Genomic DNA, 15787 nt, shown 5'->3' on the forward strand with positions numbered 1-15787 from the left:
CGTCGGCCCTCAGCGCTTGCGTGTCAGCAGCACCACGGCGCCCAGAATCGCGGCCATGGCCACCCACGCCATGGGGCTCAGGGACTCGCCGGCGAACACCGCGCCCAGCAGCACCGCCACCACCGGGTTGACGTACGCGTAGCTGGTCGCGAGCGAGGGGCTCGCGTGCCGCATCATGTACGCATACGCGCTGTAGCCCACCAGCGAGCCGAACGTCACCAGGTACGCGAAGGCTGCCCACGCGCGCGGCTCCGGCATCACGTCGAACGATTCACCGCGCAAGAGCCCGAAGAGCAGCATCAGCACGCCGCCGCACAGCATCTGCGCCGCGGGCGCCATCAGCCCCGTGGGCATGGGCATGCGCCGGCCCAGAACCGAACCCAGCGCCCAGCTCGCCGGCGACACCAGCAGCACCAGCGTGGGCAACAGACTGCCGCCCAGCTCACCTCCCAGGTTGAGCAGGACGATTCCGCCGAAGCCCACCGCCAGGCCCCAGCGCTCCAGCTTCCCGGGCCACTGCCCGAACAGCCCACCGAACAGCGCCGACCACATGGGCAGGCTGCCCACCACCAGCGCCGCCACGCCCGAGGGCACCCATTGTTGCGCGAAGACCAGTCCCCCGTTGCCGATGCCCAGGAGCAGGGTGCCCACCACCGCGCTCGCGCCCCACTGGCGTCCGGTGGGCACGGGTGTGCCCTTGAGCCACAGCGCCGCGAACATCAGCGTCCCCGCCAGCAGGAACCGCGTCCCCGACGCCAGGAACGGCGGCATGCCTCCCTGGAGCACCCAGCGGATGGCCAGGTAGGTGGACCCCCAGACGAGGTACAGCGTCACCAGGCACAGCAGGAGTCGGCCGCGCGGTGCGCTCGGGGAGGGCGCGTCCGCGAGGGGGACGGAGGTGAGGGTGGGGGCGGGAGGGGTGGACAGGGATGACGCGGCGGACGAGGCGGTCACGGTGGCGCGGCTTGTAGCGTCGGCACACCCCGTCGGCCATGTGAGCATTGCCATACCCCACAGTCGGCCGCTCTCCCGGGCGATACAGTGCGAGTGCACGTCCGCTCGGACGCTGGCGGGCGGGGGCCCGCTGTCGGCCGCTCGGCGGATGGGGCCTGGATTGAACCTCTCGGCGCGCTTTCTTAGACTTGGGTGTTGGAGCGGTGGCCGCGAGGTGGTGGGCCACGGGCTCCCAAGTGAGAGCGCCTGGATGTCCGAAGAGCTGGGTGAACGCGAGAAGGAAGTCCTGCGAGCCGTGGTGCAGGAGTACATCTCCACGGGCGGGCCGGTGGGCAGCCAGCAGCTCACCCGGCGCCCTGGGTTCGAGGTCTCCTCGGCGACCATGCGCAACGTGCTGGCCGACCTGGAGGAGCTGGGCTTCCTGGAGAAGCCGCACACGTCGGCGGGCCGGGTCCCCACGGATGCGGGCTACCGCTTCTACGTGGACACGCTCGTCAAGCTGAAGGACCCGACGCCCAGGGACAGGGAGCTCATCCACGCGGGCCTGTTCCACGAGGCGAACCTGGAGGAGATGCTGGGCGAGGCGAGCCGCATCCTCCACTCGCTGACGCGGCATGCGGGCGTGGTGGTGACGCCGCGGCCCGACTCGGCGGTGTTCCGGCGCATCGAGTTCGTCCGGCTGCGTGAAGACCGGGTGCTGGCCATCCTCGTCGGGCAGAGCGGGCAGGTGGTCAACAAGGCCATCACGGTGGACTTCCCCATCACCTCGGACGAGCTGATGCGGGCGAGCAACTTCCTGTCGGAGCTGCTGCACGAGGTGCCGCTCGAGGAGGCGCGTGAGCGCATCCGCGCGGAGATGGACCAGGAGCAGGCGCTCTACAACGCGCTGACGGCGAAGGCGCTCAAGCTGGGCGCGGCCGCCACGGACCTGCCGACGACGGAGCGCGTGCTCATCCAGGGCACCGGCTCGTTCCTGGAGGCGCCGGAGTTCGCGGACGTGGAGCGGATGCGCGCGCTCTTCAAGGCGCTCGATGAGAAGCACCGGTTGCTGTCACTGCTGGACCGGGTGCAGCGCGCGAACGAGATGCAGATCTTCATCGGCGCGGAGAGCGACTTCTCGGCCGCGGGTGACGTGACGGTCATCGCCAGCCCCTACGGGAACCAGGAGCAGGTGCTGGGCACGGTGGGCGTCATCGGCCCGACGCGCATGGACTACCGGCGCGTGATTCCGTTGGTGAACTTCACCGCGCAGGTGCTCTCGCGCGTGCTGGAGAAGGTGTAGCCGGACGCGGGTGGCGAGTCGCTCGTGGTGAGCACTCGCGCGTCCGCGGGAACGGCGTCACGCGGCTCACTCGGCGCGCGTGGCGAACACCTCGCGCTCCTGGCCCTCGCGTCGCACCTGGAGCCGCACGGGTGAGCCCGGCGTGCCCCGTGTCCTGGCCTCCGCCTCCGCGCGGTCCCTCACCACGAGGCCATCCACGGAGACCAGCCTGTCACCCACCACGACGCCCGCGCGCGCGGCGGGCCCGTCCGGCGTCAGCCACGCCACCTCCACCGAGCCACGCGCCTCGCTGAAGCCCGCGCCCACCGTGCCCGGCTGCGCGCGGCGTGGGGACACCGTCACGTCGCCCACGTCCGTCGTCTCGCCCGGCTTCACCTTCACCGCGCGCGTCTCCACGCGGCCCTCGAACGGCATCAAGCGCACGGTGTGTGGCCCAGGGCGAACCTCCGGGAGCTGGAAGCGCCCATCCGGTCCGGTGTGCGTGTCGGGCTTCGCGGACACGGGCTGGTCCAGGAACACCGCCACGCCCGCGGCGGGGCCTCCATTGCGCGCCCACACCGCGCGCCCCGTGATTCCCGCGGCGCCCGTCCCCACGAGCTCCACCTCCACCTCGCTCGAACCTCCCGGCGTCAGCGCCACCTGCGCGAAGCCCGTGCGTCCATCTCTCGTCCGCACGTGCACCTTCAGCGGCTGCCCCGGCGCATCGGGCAACTCGAACGTGTCACCCGTGAAGTGCCGCGTCGACGGCGCCTCGGCCTCCCAGGGCAGCTCCTCGCCGTTCGTCTCCGTCAGCGTCAACGTGAAGGCCTCCGGTGGAGCCCCCTCTCTCGCGACGAGCTTCCCGCGCAGGCGCGCCGCCGGCTTCAGTCGCAGCTCGACCAGACCCTGGCCCTCGCTCACCGAGGGGAGCCGCACCGTTCGTCCCGCGTTGTATGCCGCCAGCTCCGCGAGCGGCGGGGCGCCCTGGGGGCGCGTGGGCACCTCGAACGTGCCCTCCTCGTTCGCCTGCACGCGCAGGATGAAGGGCATGTCACCGCCCTGCACCGCCGCGACGATGGCGAAGGGACTGGGGGCGCCGGAGGGCTCGCGCACCGTGCCGGAGATGCCGCGCTCCTCGAGCAGCACCAGGTCCTGCTGCACGGCGCTCCCCGCGTGGACCGTGACGCTGGGGTCATCGTCCTGGAAGTAGATGAAGCGGGCGCGAGGCAGCACCGCGGTGAGCTGGTACACGCCCGCGGGCAGCTCCATCGAGTACACGCCCTGCGCATCCGTCTCCGCGTAGCTGATGTTCGCCACGCCACCCCCCGTCGAGGCGCGGGCCACGGCGCGCACCAACGCGGGCTCGGTCGGAGGCTTGCCAGACGCCTGCGTCACGCGGCCCTGCACCATGCCCGTGTCCGCCAGCACCAGCGTCGTCCAGATAGAGCGCTTCGGCAGCAGCGTCTCCAGCTTCTCCGTCCATCCCTGGACGCCCTCGCGCCGCGCGCGCACGCGCACCTGGCCGGGGACCAGCTCGCGGAACGCGAACCCACCCCTCGCGTCGGAGTGCGTGGTGCGCGCCGCCACGCCCGAGCGACGGCCCGCCTCCAGGCGCACCTCCGCGCCCTCCACCGGCGTCCCGCGCGCATCCTGGACGATGCCCTGCAGGCTGGCGCTCGCGGGCTCCAGCTCGAAGTCCAGCTGCGTGAAGATGCCGGCGCCGACCTCCACGTTCGTCTTCATGCCCCGCGAGAAGCCCGGTGACTGGACCACCACGTCGTAGCTGCCGGGAGGCAGGCCCAGCCGGTAGATGCCGCCACCGCCGAGCGTGGTGCGCGCGAGCTCTCCCTGGCTGTCCGCGGGGTGCACCACCAGCTCCGCGGAGCGCACCGGGAAGGCGACGTCGGTGGAGCGCACCTCGCCCGTCAGGCCCCCCTCGGCGCCCAGCGTGACGGTGATGCCGCGCAGCGTCTGTCCGGGGCCCACGAACAGCGTGCCGGGCGCGCGGCCGACCGCGTCTCCTCGCTGCGCCGTCAGCACCCAGTTCCCCATCCCCACCTCCAACGCGAAGCCGCCGCCCTCGCTCGAGGTCGTCTCCAGCGGCGTCAGGCCCCCGGTGGCTCGCACCCGCGCGCCGGGGACGGGCTGGCCCTTCGCGTCCACGACGTAGCCCTCCATCGTGCCCGCGCCCCACAACCCCACCACCAGCTCTCCCTGCTGCGGGACGTGGAGGAAGAGCAGCTCGCGGCGGCTGAAGCCGGGCGCCTGGGCGGTGAGCCGGTAGCGGCCGGGCGCGAGGCCGGACAGCTCGAACTGGCCACGGCCGTCGCTCGTCGCCGTCGCCGCCTCCTCCGTGAGCTCCACGGGCTGGGCCCAGGAGAAGGCCGTGCCTGGGTAGGGATGGAGCGTCACCTCGGCCAGGGGCACGGGCTCGCCGCCGCTCTCCTCCACCGTGCGGCCTCGCAACGTCACGCCCTCGGTCAGCGTCAGCTCGACCACCGTCTGGGTCAGGTCCTCCGGTCGGGTGGCCTCGCGGCGCGCAGGGGCGTGGCCCGGGGCTCGCGCCGTGACGAGATAGTCACCTGGGCGCGCGGGGAGCTGGACGGTGCCGTCCGGACCCGTGGTCCCCTCGTTGGTGAGCCGCCACGTGGGCTCGCGACGCTCATCCGGGGGGCGGCGGAAGGCGCGCACCTTCGCGCCCGCCAGGGGCCCCTGGGGCCCGGTGACTCGCACGAGGAAGGAACCCTCGTCGGGCGTCACCGGCGTGTCACGCGGCGTGGCCGGCGCGGAGCCTCCAGGGGCGGACCGCTTCGTCTCGCCGTTGAGAGGGCGAGGCGGAGCGGGCTCATGCGCGGGGGCGGCCTCGCCCTGGTGCGGGACTCGAAGCCAGAGCAGGAGCACGGCTCCGAGGGCCAGGAGGGCGGCGATGATGAAGGGACGGTGGAAACGCTGTCGCATGGCTCGTCCTCGCGGAGCGCCCAGCGTAAGCCACCCTGAAACATTTCGGAATTCAGGAGGGCGCGGGGGCGTAGACGCGCAGCGCCGCGGGGGCCACCTCGAAGCGCATGGGCGTCATCCCGATGAGCTCTCCGTCCGCGTTGACCTCCTGGGCGGGCGTGGCCTCGACATAGAGGCGCGCGGCGCGCAGCGAGGTGACGGCGGGGTTGTCCACATGTTCTCCACTGCGGAGCGACAGGGCCACGCGCGCCAGGGTGGCCAGGTCCTGGAGCTGGCCCAGGCCCGTGCCGTCGCGGCCCGAGGTCGCCGACGGGGCCTCGATGGCGTAGACGTGCAGTCGTCGGTCATCCAGTCGCGCGTCCGGCGCCACCATGATGCCCGCGCCGTGGTAGCGGCCGTTGCCCACCACGAGCTGCAGCACGTCCATCTCCACTTCCTGCTCATCGGCCTTGAGCCGGATGCGGAAGGGCTTGAGGTCCATCACCTCCGCGGCGGCGGCCACCGGATAGGCGAGCACCCCGGCGCGCTGCTTGAGGCGCTTCGTCAGGCGCTTGGCGATGGCGGTGGCGAGCCCCAGGCTCGCCGCGTTGAGGAAGGGGCGGCCGTTGGCGAGGCCCACGTCCACGCGCGCCGCGTAGCCCCGGGCGATGACGTCGCACGCGGCCTCCACGTCGGCGGGGATGCCCAGCGAGCGCGCGAAGTCGTTGCCCGTGCCCAGGGGGAGCACGCCGAGCGTCACGTCACGACCCAGCAGGTGGCCCACCGCGCCGCTCAGCGTCCCATCTCCACCGCCGACGAGGATGCGGCGTGTCCCCCGTTCGAGGAGCTGTTCCAGCACGCGGCGCAGTCGTCCGCTTTTCGACAGCGCGTGGCTCTCCGCCAGCACCACGCCGCGAGAGGCGAGGGTGCTCCTGGCGAGCGCATAGGCTTCCCGGCCCGAGCGGGACTGCGTGTTCACCACCAATGCCGCGGGGCCCTCGTCGAGGGGCAGCCTGCGGGGAGGCTCGATGAGCGCGGGTTCCAGGGACCTTCTCCTTGTTGCGTGGTCGCCAAGATGTGCACGCGCCGTCCGTGGGGCCAGCGGGCCCCGGAGGACGAGGCTTGCGGCGAGCGTGCGGCCGGGAGCCCTCTTTGGGGGCCAGGCCCTCACTCCAGAGGGCGAGGGGCTCGGCGTCGTGGTGTGGGCTCATGGGGATCTCCCGTAGGCCATGGGCACGATGGGTGGGCGCCGCGGCTCCGCGCGGATGGAGGGACTCATGCCCACCCGGTGCGGTGGGAGACGCAGCGGCGTCGTCACGGCGGGGCAACGCTTCGCGTCCCAACCGGCGGCGGGTGGATGCAAAGGCTCAGCGCTCCGCGTCGTGGCCCTCGGTGAGGCGTTGCTGGAGGGCCTCTCGCAACGGCAGGGCCTCCTCGGTGCTCAGCACTCCGTCCGCGTCGGTGTCGTACGTGGTGAGCACCTCCGCGCGCCGCGTCCAGGCCGCCTCCACGCGAGCCTTCCGCAGCGTCGCGCGCTCCGATGCATCGAGCACACCATCGTGATTCACGTCGTACGCCTCGAGCCGCTCCCGACGCAGGAGTTTCCAGCGGGCGCGACGGGACTCGCGCACGGCCCGCTGTTCGGTCTCATCCAGGCGGCCGTCACCGTTGGCGTCGTACTGCTCCAGCCGCTGCGCACGCAGGTGCTGGCAGCGCGCCTCCATCGCATCCCCCAGCGCGGCGCGCTCCTCGGAGGACAGCGCGCCATCCGCGTCCTCGTCGAAGACCCAGCGCACGCGCCAGAAGGCCTGCGGTCGAACGCGCCGACCCCACTGCGCCAGTCGGGAGCGGAGGGTGTCGCGCTGCTCACCCAGGTCCGCGCGCAGCGCGCGAAGCTCTCGTCGTCCCAACACCCCATCCCTGTTCTCGTCATAGCGAGCCACGACACGGGCGCGGTGCGCATCGAAGTCGCACACGTCACCGGTGTCGGTGGGCTCGGTCCGTGTGTCCTCGACCTCTTCCTCCGCCAGGGCCTCCAGTCGTGGCGTGTCCGAGTCCACCACCGCGTCCTCCCCGAGCCCTCCCTCCTCCTCGGCGAGGGCGAGATAGGACGCGGCCTCGCGGACATGGGGCGCGGCGGCTTCGTCCGAATCGAGGCCGCAGGCCGTGAGTCCCCAGAAGAGGGCGAGGCACGGTGTGGCGGCGAGGATGCGAGTGCGTCGGTTCATCGGAAGCGCTCCGGGTGAGGGGCCGCGATGTCCGGCCTCGCACGGCTCGAACCTCTTGGGTGGGAAGAAGTGGCCGCGCCCCTTCCTTGTGCATGGGTGGCTGCGCACCTTCCAGGCAAGGCCGGCCCTGGGCCGGTGGCGCACACGGCCCGGAGGGCGACGCATGGCACGAGGAAGCAAGGCGAAGTACACGGCGAAACAGAAGCGGATGGCCGAGCACATCGAGAAGGGCTACGAGGACAAGGGCACTTCGGAGGAGACCGCGGAGGCTCGGGCCTGGGCCACGGTGAACAAGCTCACCGGCGGCGGCATGAAGGGTGGCTCCGGCAGCAAGGCGAAGGCGGCGCGCCGTCGTCCCAAGGCCCGCGCCAACGCGCGCAAGGCTGGACGCAAGGGAGGCCGCCGGACGGCCGCCAAGAGCGCCACGTCGAGCCGCGGCTCCAGCACGCGCAAGCCCACCCGCGCCACGCGCTCCGGCAGCAAGTCCACCGCGCGTCGCACGGCCGCCAAGCGCGCCACGGCGCGTCGCTCGTCCACGAGCAAGCGCGCTCGCGGGGGCACGGCACGCAAGACCACCGGCCGTCGCGGCACCACCACCCGGAGGACCTCGCGCGGTGGTCGCTCGCGCAAGTAGCCGTCCCCAGGTCAGGCGTTCTCAGCTCGAGTGAGGCGGCGCGCCTGGCCTGTCACGCACGAGCGCCACGTCCGCGCTGCCCGACGTGCGTCAACGCACCCGCGCATTGGCGATTCAGAGCGCCAGGCTCGGTGTGACGAAGCGCTGCCTCACGTGCGCCAGCGGGTGAGCAGGGCCCGATGCGCCGTCGGTGTCCGGCGGCGCATCGTCCAACGCTCAGCGAGGCTCTTCGTCCTTGGCGGCGGGCGAGGCGCCCGGCCCATTCCACGGCCACTCCACCGAGGACTCCTCGGCGAGCCGCAGCAGCTCCGCCGCGTCCTTCACCAACGTGCGGCAGCCCGCCGCGCGCAGGTCCTCCGCCAGGAAGCCTCCAGCCAGCACACCCACCGTGGGCAGCCCCAGCTTGCCGGCCGCGAGCGCGTCGTAGGGCGTGTCCCCCACCACCACCGCGGTGCTCACGTCGGGACGCCCCAGCCGCGCGAGCGCGCTCTGGAAGATGTCCGGGTGGGGCTTGCTCTTGTCCACCTCGTCCTTGCTGGTCTTGGTCTCGTACAGGCCCTCGATGCCGCACAGCCGCACGTAGTGCTTGAGCTCCTCGTCCTTCGCGCTGGACGCCAGCGCCAGACGCCGGCCCTGCTGACGCAGCCGCTGGAACAGCTCCCGCACGCGCGGGAAGGGCCGCACCTTGGGCAGGAACTCCTCCAGGAACAGCTTGGAGCGGTAGTCCTCGATCTCCTTGCCGAAGCGCTCCAGCTCCTCGTCGTTGAAGAACACGGGGATGAGCTGGTCGGCGCCCTTGCCAATCTGGCTGCGCACGTGCGCGAAGGGGACATCTCGCCCGAAATGCAGGAACGAGCGTCGCCACGCCTCGGCGTGCTCGTCCACCGAGTCCACCAGCGTTCCATCCACGTCGAAGATGACGTTCTCCACCATCACTCGCCTCCCGGGCGAAAGTGGGGACGCACCTGTCGGGGGTCAACCGCCCGAGGGAGGGTTCTCCTCCGTGGCCTCCACGAGTGTCCGCGTCTTCACATCGTAGCCCTCCGGCGCCACGAGGGTGAAGGCGTCGTTCGGCGGCGGCTTCGTCAACTCCACCCGCGTGAGCACCGTCTCGCCCACCTTGCGGCCTCCCAACCAGCGGCTCAGCCGCTTCGGCACGCACAGGCCCAGCTGGGCGTCGCAGTGCTCCTCCTCCATCCGCACCTCCGCCTCCGTCCCGTCCGGCGAGCGCGAGCGCTTGTCCAGGAAGTCGAGCTGCGGCCAGCGCAGCACGTACACCAGCTCCACCCCCTGCGCCTCGCCACCGAGCGACAACGACAGCTCCACCGCCTCTTCGGCGCGCGCATGCCGGGCGCGGCGCAGCGTGGCCCCGTGCGACAACAGCGGCGCGCGGAAGCCCTCCGGGATGAAGGCGCTGAAGGTCTCCGTGAGGAAGCCCGCCAGCTTCGCCGGAGGCAGCTCCGACTTGAACGTGGTGAAGCGCTTCTCACCGTCGATCTGCTCGAACAGGTGCGTGCCGTCCCACGAGAAGATGCGCGCGGCGGGCGCCCCCAGCGTGCCGCGCATGCGGTCCGGCGCGCGGTGCTCGAAGGTGAAGGGCACCGCGTCCATTCCCTCGTCCTTCACCGTCCCGGCGATGCCGTAGCCGGACAGCTTCTGGTCGCGCTCCACCAGCCGCGTCTTCACCTGCGAGGCCAGCGCCGCGACGTCGTCCGACTTCCGAGAACAGCCCGCGAGGACGAGCACGACACAGCACACGAAGAGGCGAGGGGACATGGGGCGCGAGTGGGGCAGGAGGAGCGCTGAAATGCAAGGAGGCCCGCCTGTCGCCAGGGGGCCTCCCGAGGTCGCCGAACCCTGATGGGCCGGCTGCCTGACTACTTGACCGCCACGCCCGTGGCCGTGGAGGACGTCACGCCGATGATGGTGCCGAACAGGGCGTAGATGCCGTGACGGGGCGTGGTGCCGGCCGACTTCAGGTCGACCTTGGACGCGCCCATGGCCTTCGCCTCGGCGATGAGGAGCTTGTTGACGACGGTGTCCAGGTCGCTCTGGACGATGTCGATGATGTGGAAGATGGCGGTCAGGCCCAGCGCGTTCGTCTGGATGACGGCCACGGCCTCACCGTTGGCGGCGATTTCGGTCCCGGAGACAACGGCGCTCTCGACGCTGGTGCAGCCGATGAGGCTGGACGCGGCAACGGCCGACAGGATGAGCTTCTTCATGGTTTTCCCCTCTAGTGAGTGTCGCTTGTCCGGTGGACGAGCACCCGCGAGGGCGCACGTCCGTTTGAAAGTGACCTTCAAGCGGGCGCGGTCGTACCAGATGTCGACCCCATGTCAAGGTCCGTCCGGACACACTGTACGCCCATGGTGGATGCGCGCTCGCGTTGTAATGCGCACCTCGCCTTGCTAGCCCAGAACCCGAGGCTTCCTGAATGGACTCCGTCCCCGTCGCACGTCCCGCGCCCAGGTACTGGCTGCATCTCTTGTTGCTGCTGTTGACGGTGGCGACGACCTTCACGTCCTACCTGCTGTACTTCCACTTCCAGCGGCCGTACTCGCCCGACGAAGTCTCCACCGAGGCCGCCACGCGCGCGCTGTCGTTCAGCCTTTCCCTGCTCGCGATTCTCGGTTCTCACGAGATGGGTCACTACGTGCTGGCGCGCCTGCACCGGGTGGACACGTCGCTGCCGTACTTCATCCCGTTGCCGGTGTTGGGCGTGGGCACGCTGGGCGCGGTCATCCGCATCCGCGACCGCATCCCGCACCGCAACGCGCTGGTGGACATCGGCGCGGCGGGACCGCTGGCGGGGCTCGTCGTGGCGCTGCCCATCCTGTACTGGGGGCTGTCGCACTCGGCCGTGGTGGACGCGCCGCAAGTCGCCTCGCAGTTCCCCGGCGAGTCCTCGCTGTGGGTGTACGGCAAGGAGCTCTTCACGTGGGTGATGGCGAAGGTGACCCACGCGCCGCCCGCGCCGGAGGAAGCCTTCCATGGCGTGCAGACCCTGTTTGGTGACAGCCTGTTGATGCAGGGGCTGACGTGGTTGGCGTTGGGCCCCTTGCCGGAGGGGAAGGACGTGCTGGTGCACCCGGTGGTCATCGCGGGCTGGTTCGGTCTGCTCGTCACGCTGCTCAACCTGATGCCCATGGGGCAGCTGGATGGTGGGCACCTGGCGTTCGCGGTGCTGGGGCGCCACGCGCATTGGGTGGGGCGGCTGATGGCCGCCGTGCTGCTGTTCCTCACGCTCTTCGTCACCGCGTCCTGGGGGCTGTGGCTCCTGGTGACGAGCAAGGTGGTGGGCTTCGGGCACCCGGACGTCGTGTACCCGCAGGCGCCGCTCAGTCCCACGCGCAAGCTCATCTGCGCGCTGTGCCTGTTGGCCCTCATCGGTTGCGCGATGCCCGTGCCCCTGCGTCAGGTGGTGTCATGAAGTTCCAGTGCGAGGCGTGCGAGCGGCTCATCCCCCTGGAGTCCTACCGGCTGGAGTCCGGAGGGCTGGTGGTGTCGTGTCAGCGGTGCGGCGCGGAGAACCGCGCGCGGGCCGCGCAGCCATTGGCGGCGTCGCCGTCGGTGGGTGGCGACCCGTTCGCCAGCCCGAGGACCGCCGAAGAGCCCGTGTTGGAAGCCTCCGGGCGCGTCAGTGCTCCGGCCCTGCGGGTGGTGCGGGGCGCGGTGGCGACGTCGCCGCCGCTGGATGACGACGCGCTCTTCGCGCCGCCGACCGGACACTGTCCCAAGTGTGTGTCGGCGCGGCGCGAGGTGGACACGTCCTGCTCGCAATGCGGGTTGGTGTACGCGAACTTCGTGGAGTCGGAGCACCAGCCCTCGGAGGCGCTGCGCGACGAGTGGCGCCGGCTGGCGGGGGAGTGGGGACAGTGGGAGGCGCATGACCGGCTGCTGACCCTGGCCATGGGGCGCGGGGAGCTGGCGACGGCGGGCCGGCTGTACCGCGTGCGACTGGCGCGGGCGCCGGACGACGCGGTGGCGCAGCGGGCGCGGGAGGAGATCGTCCGCCGCGCCACGCTGGTGGTCCCCACGGAGGTGGAGGGCGCGGGGCCGTCGCTGTTGTCTCGGCGGATGCGCGGGGCGGCCATCGCGGTGCTCTTCCTGGTGGTGCTGCTGATGACCGCCTTCATCATCCAGCGCGTCGGCGTGCTGATGTCCGGCGACGTGCCCTGACGAATCCCTCGGGACGGAGTGCCCCGTCGCCAGGCGGCCGGCCATGCGGGCCGGGCGGCTCGCGGGTGGCCGGAAACGGGCTCTGGGCGCGGGTGGCTGCTATCGTGTCGGGCCGCTTGCGCGAGGCTGGCCACTCCCGATGACGCTCCCCGTCTCTCCCACTCCGTCCGTCGATAGCCTGCTGGGTCCAGGGGGCGCGCTCCAGGTGGCGCTGCCGGCGTACGAGCACCGCCCGGAGCAGCTCCAGATGGCGCGTGCCGTGGAGCGGGCCTTCGCCGAGCGCAGCTACCTGTTGGCGGAGGCCGGCACGGGCACGGGCAAGACGCTCGCCTACCTGGTGCCCGCGCTCTTGTCGGGCCGGCGCGTCGTCGTGTCCACGGCGACCAAGACGCTGCAGGACCAGATCTTCTTCAAGGACCTGCCGCTGCTGCGCGAGAAGATGGGCCTCACCTTCGAGGCGGCCTACCTCAAGGGGCGCAACAACTACCTCTGCCTGCACCGCTACGAGGCGTTCTCCAAGGACCCGCAGTTCGCCACGCGCGAGGAGTCGCGCTACTGGCCCAAGCTGAAGGCCTGGGCGGAGGACACGCAGACGGGCGACCGCGGCGAGTTGGATCTGCCCGAGTCCTTCAGCGCCTGGCCCCGGCTGTCCACCACGTCCGAGACGTGCGTGGGCACGCGCTGCCCGCTGTACGAGACGTGCTTCGTCACGCGCATGCGGCGGCGCGCGGAGGACGCGGACCTGCTGGTGGTCAACCATCACCTGTTCTTCGCGGACCTGTCCTTGCGCAGCTCCGGCAAGCGCACGGAGGGCGTGCTGCCCTTCTACGAGGCGGTCATCTTCGACGAGGCCCACGCGCTCGAGGACGCGGCGAGCGGGCACTTCGGCGTGGGGGTCTCCAACTACCGGCTGGAGGAGCTGGCGCGCGACGCGGTGGCGTCGTTGAAGGAGGAGGACTCCCGGCACGCGATGCTGCGCGCGCTGGCGGCCCGGCTGCGCACCGGCGCGGAGGCCTTCTTCGCGCAGGCGCCTCGCGCGCTGGGGCTGTCCGGCCACGAGGCCTCGGTGACGCTCCAGGCGGAGGGCATGGCGAAGCTCACCAGCGCGCTGAGCGGCGTGCGCGAGGGGCTGGGAGCGCTGTCCGCCTTCACCGCGGGCGAGCGCGAGCCGGAGCTGGCGGCAATCACGCGCCGCGCGGATGAGCTCGAGGAGCAGCTCACCTTCCTGGAGAAGGCGGAGTCGACGGACCACGTGTACTGGGCGGAGCAGCGCGGCAAGGGCCTGTTCCTGCGCGCCAGTCCCATCGACGTGGCGAAGGAGCTGCGCGAGCGGATGTACGGCGCGCTCGACACCGTGGTGTACACGTCCGCGACGCTGGCGGCGGAGAGCCGCTTCGACTTCTTCGCCCGGCGCATGGGGCTGTACGGCGAGGACGGCCAGACGGTGACGCGCGTGCGGACGCTGGCGGTGCCCAGCCCCTTCGACTATCCGCGCCAGGCCGCGCTGTACCTGCCCACGCACCTGCCGGACCCCAGCGCCCCGGGCTTCATCGAGGCGGCGGCGGAGGAAATCGTCCGGCTGTGTGAAGTGACGGGCGGGCGCGCCTTCGTGCTCTTCACGTCGCTGCGCAACATGGTGCGCGCGTACGAGCTGACGGCGGGGCGGCTGCCCTACCAGGCGCTGCTGCAGGGCGAGCGTCCCAAGGCGCAGCTGCTCGAGGCGTTCCGCGACACGCCCAGCGTGCTCTTCGCGGCGCACAGCTTCTGGGAGGGCGTGGACGTGCCCGGGGAGGCGCTGAGCCTGGTCATCATCGACCGGCTCCCGTTCGCGTCGCCCGGAGACCCGCTGGTGGCGGCGCGAATCAAGCAACTGCAGTCCCGGGGCGAGGAGCCCTTCGAGCAGTACCAGCTGCCCCAGGCGGCGCTGGCCTTGCGCCAGGGCTTCGGCCGGCTGATTCGCACGCAGTCCGACAAGGGCATCGTGACGATGCTGGACCGGCGCATCCGCACCAAGGCGTACGGACAGGTGTTCCTGGACAGCCTCCCGGACGCGCGTCGGGTGGATGATTTGGTGGAGCTGAGCCGCTGGTTCAACGGCCCGGTGCGCCCCCTGCGCATCCTGCGTCCGGTGGACTGAGCCGAGGGATTTCCGGGCGGAAATGGCCCGGATAAATCGCCCGCTCCGTATGCCCCTGGCGGGTCGCATCACCGGCTCCCAGGGGTGCTTCGTGGATTGGCCTGTCCTCCTCCGCTCGAGACTGCTCCTGCTCGCCGCCGTGGCGGGCCTGGTGGCGTGTGAGCCCATCATCCTGTCGCCCTGGGCCGTCGCGAAGCCGCCCGACGCCGGCCCCGTGGATACCGACCCGGGTGGCGGGGACGCGGGTATCGCCGGGGAGGACGGGGGCGAGCCCACGACGGGCGACGACGCGGGGGCGGAGGACGCGGGGGCCGATGACGCAGGCGCCGAGGGTGGCCCCGGTGACGCGGGTGATGCGGGCGGGTGGCCGAGCGACCCGGACGGTCCCGTGCTGAGTGATGCGGGCGTCGACGTGCGGATGACCGAGTGGGGCGGGTGCGAGGCGGGTTGGCGCAAGCGCACCGTGCTGCCCGCGGGCACCAAGGGGTACGGGAGCTTCGCGCTCGACGCGGACGGTGACGCGTACTTCATCGAGCACACCGACGACATCCTGCGCGTGGGGACGACGAAGCCCTGGCGCACGTTCCCGAGGACGGGTTGGTTGGGGCCGCAGCCCTATGTGGTCGGCGTGCGCGTGGGGCCGACGGGGGACGTGCACGTGGCCCTGAGCCCGCGCTACCTCGAGGGCGACACGGAGGTCCCCGTCCACTTCCTGCGCTACGCCGAAGGCCGGTGGGTCCACACCGTGAAGCCCGGCGGGCTGCTGTGGGACCTGGAGGTGGACTCGCGCGGACATCTGCACGCGATGTCCACGTGGATTGGCCCCCAGCACCGCATCCTCTACACGCATGGACCTCCGGACGCGCTGGTGGTCGAGGAGACGGGCATCGTGCTCGACGACGACATCTATCCGGTGAGCCTCCAGGTGGACGCGCTCGGGTACGCGCACGTGGCCTTCGTCCCGAAGGCCCCTCGGGGCATCCACTACGCCACGAATGCCTCGGGCACCTGGGTGGTGGAGCCCGTCTCCTCGCTGGGCAGCGACCCGTTCCTCGCGCTGACCGCTTCGGGAACGCCGTACATCGTGTGGACGGACCGCTCGGACATCATGCTGAGCTCGCGCGACGCGGCGGAGGGATGGACCTCGACGTTCGTCCGGAACGAGTTCGCGTCACTGGAGGCGGTGGCGGTGGGTCCCTCCGACGCGGTGCACATGTTGTTGACGGGCGTGAATGGCGCGCTGGTGCACGTGAGCAACGCGAGGGGTGGTTGGGTGCGGACCCTGCTCGGCGCCGAACCCCTGGGCTTTCCTCCGTCCGTGACGGGCTCGTCGATGCACCTGGACGGCCAGGGCCGCGCGCACGTGATGCACACGTGGGTGAAGCCCGGTGCGCCGGGCCGCCCTGCCTTGCGGACCACGGATTACTACCGCCAATGTCAGTGAAGGGGCTCGC

At 71.6% G+C, this 15787-nt stretch carries 13 protein-coding genes; 6 read left to right on the top strand and 7 right to left on the bottom strand.

All coding sequences use genetic code 11. The features are described from left to right. Positions 1-9 precede the first annotated feature (9 nt). A complete protein-coding gene (yedA, locus tag LXT21_RS11000) occupies positions 10-954 on the bottom strand; it encodes a drug/metabolite exporter YedA (protein ID WP_254038066.1) in 945 nt (314 codons plus the stop codon). 250 nt (positions 955-1204) lie between these two features. Here yedA and hrcA point away from each other — a divergent pair, with 250 nt between their 5' ends. Continuing rightward, positions 1205-2236, top strand: coding sequence for a heat-inducible transcriptional repressor HrcA (gene hrcA / locus LXT21_RS11005; RefSeq protein WP_254038067.1), 1032 nt, complete (start codon positions 1205-1207; stop codon positions 2234-2236). Between the two features lie 66 nt (positions 2237-2302). Here hrcA and LXT21_RS45175 read toward each other — a convergent pair whose 3' ends face one another. The 3 genes from LXT21_RS45175 to LXT21_RS11025 form a co-directional block, all read right to left on the bottom strand. Further along, positions 2303-5173, bottom strand: coding sequence for a carboxypeptidase regulatory-like domain-containing protein (locus LXT21_RS45175; RefSeq protein WP_267145402.1), 2871 nt, complete (start codon positions 5171-5173; stop codon positions 2303-2305). A 52-nt stretch (positions 5174-5225) separates the two neighbouring features. Continuing rightward, on the bottom strand, positions 5226-6137 hold the full coding sequence (locus tag LXT21_RS11020; RefSeq protein WP_256571485.1) for a lipid kinase: 912 nt from the start codon (positions 6135-6137) through the stop codon (positions 5226-5228). Between the two features lie 382 nt (positions 6138-6519). Further along, positions 6520-7380, bottom strand: coding sequence for a calcium-binding protein (locus LXT21_RS11025; RefSeq protein ID WP_254038068.1), 861 nt, complete (start codon positions 7378-7380; stop codon positions 6520-6522). Between the two features lie 163 nt (positions 7381-7543). Between LXT21_RS11025 and LXT21_RS11030 the strand changes: the two genes are divergently transcribed. Beyond that, positions 7544-8014 (top strand): transcriptional regulator, encoded by a 471-nt coding sequence (locus LXT21_RS11030; RefSeq protein ID WP_254038069.1) that lies wholly within the window; start codon positions 7544-7546, stop codon positions 8012-8014. A gap of 216 nt (positions 8015-8230) precedes the next feature. Here the strand turns inward: LXT21_RS11030 and LXT21_RS11035 are convergent, their stop codons facing one another. From LXT21_RS11035 to LXT21_RS11045, 3 genes are all read right to left on the bottom strand, one after another. Next, positions 8231-8947, bottom strand: coding sequence for an HAD family hydrolase (locus LXT21_RS11035; protein ID WP_254038070.1), 717 nt, complete (start codon positions 8945-8947; stop codon positions 8231-8233). Positions 8948-8989: 42 nt separating this feature from the next. Further along, positions 8990-9790, bottom strand: a complete 801-nt coding sequence (locus tag LXT21_RS11040; protein WP_254038071.1) for a hypothetical protein — start codon at positions 9788-9790, stop codon at positions 8990-8992. Between the two features lie 101 nt (positions 9791-9891). Continuing rightward, positions 9892-10239 (bottom strand): hypothetical protein, encoded by a 348-nt coding sequence (locus LXT21_RS11045; RefSeq protein WP_254038072.1) that lies wholly within the window; start codon positions 10237-10239, stop codon positions 9892-9894. Between the two features lie 212 nt (positions 10240-10451). Here LXT21_RS11045 and LXT21_RS11050 point away from each other — a divergent pair, with 212 nt between their 5' ends. The 4 genes from LXT21_RS11050 (at position 10452) to LXT21_RS11065 (ending at position 15777) form a co-directional block, all read left to right on the top strand. Continuing rightward, a complete protein-coding gene (locus LXT21_RS11050) occupies positions 10452-11447 on the top strand; it encodes a site-2 protease family protein (protein ID WP_254038073.1) in 996 nt (331 codons plus the stop codon). Continuing rightward, entirely contained in the window at positions 11444-12196 is a 753-nt protein-coding gene (locus tag LXT21_RS11055; RefSeq protein WP_254038074.1) for a hypothetical protein, read from the top strand. Before LXT21_RS11050 ends, LXT21_RS11055 begins: the two co-directional genes overlap by 4 nt. Before the next feature lie 139 nt (positions 12197-12335). Next, complete coding sequence (locus LXT21_RS11060; RefSeq protein ID WP_254038075.1) at positions 12336-14333, top strand: ATP-dependent DNA helicase; 1998 nt, start codon at positions 12336-12338, stop codon at positions 14331-14333. Positions 14334-14424: 91 nt separating this feature from the next. Then, entirely contained in the window at positions 14425-15777 is a 1353-nt protein-coding gene (locus LXT21_RS11065) for a hypothetical protein (RefSeq protein ID WP_254038076.1), read from the top strand. Positions 15778-15787 lie beyond the last annotated feature (10 nt).

Origin of the sequence: Myxococcus guangdongensis (assembly GCF_024198255.1) — a bacterium.
Lineage (GTDB): Bacteria > Myxococcota > Myxococcia > Myxococcales > Myxococcaceae > Myxococcus > Myxococcus guangdongensis.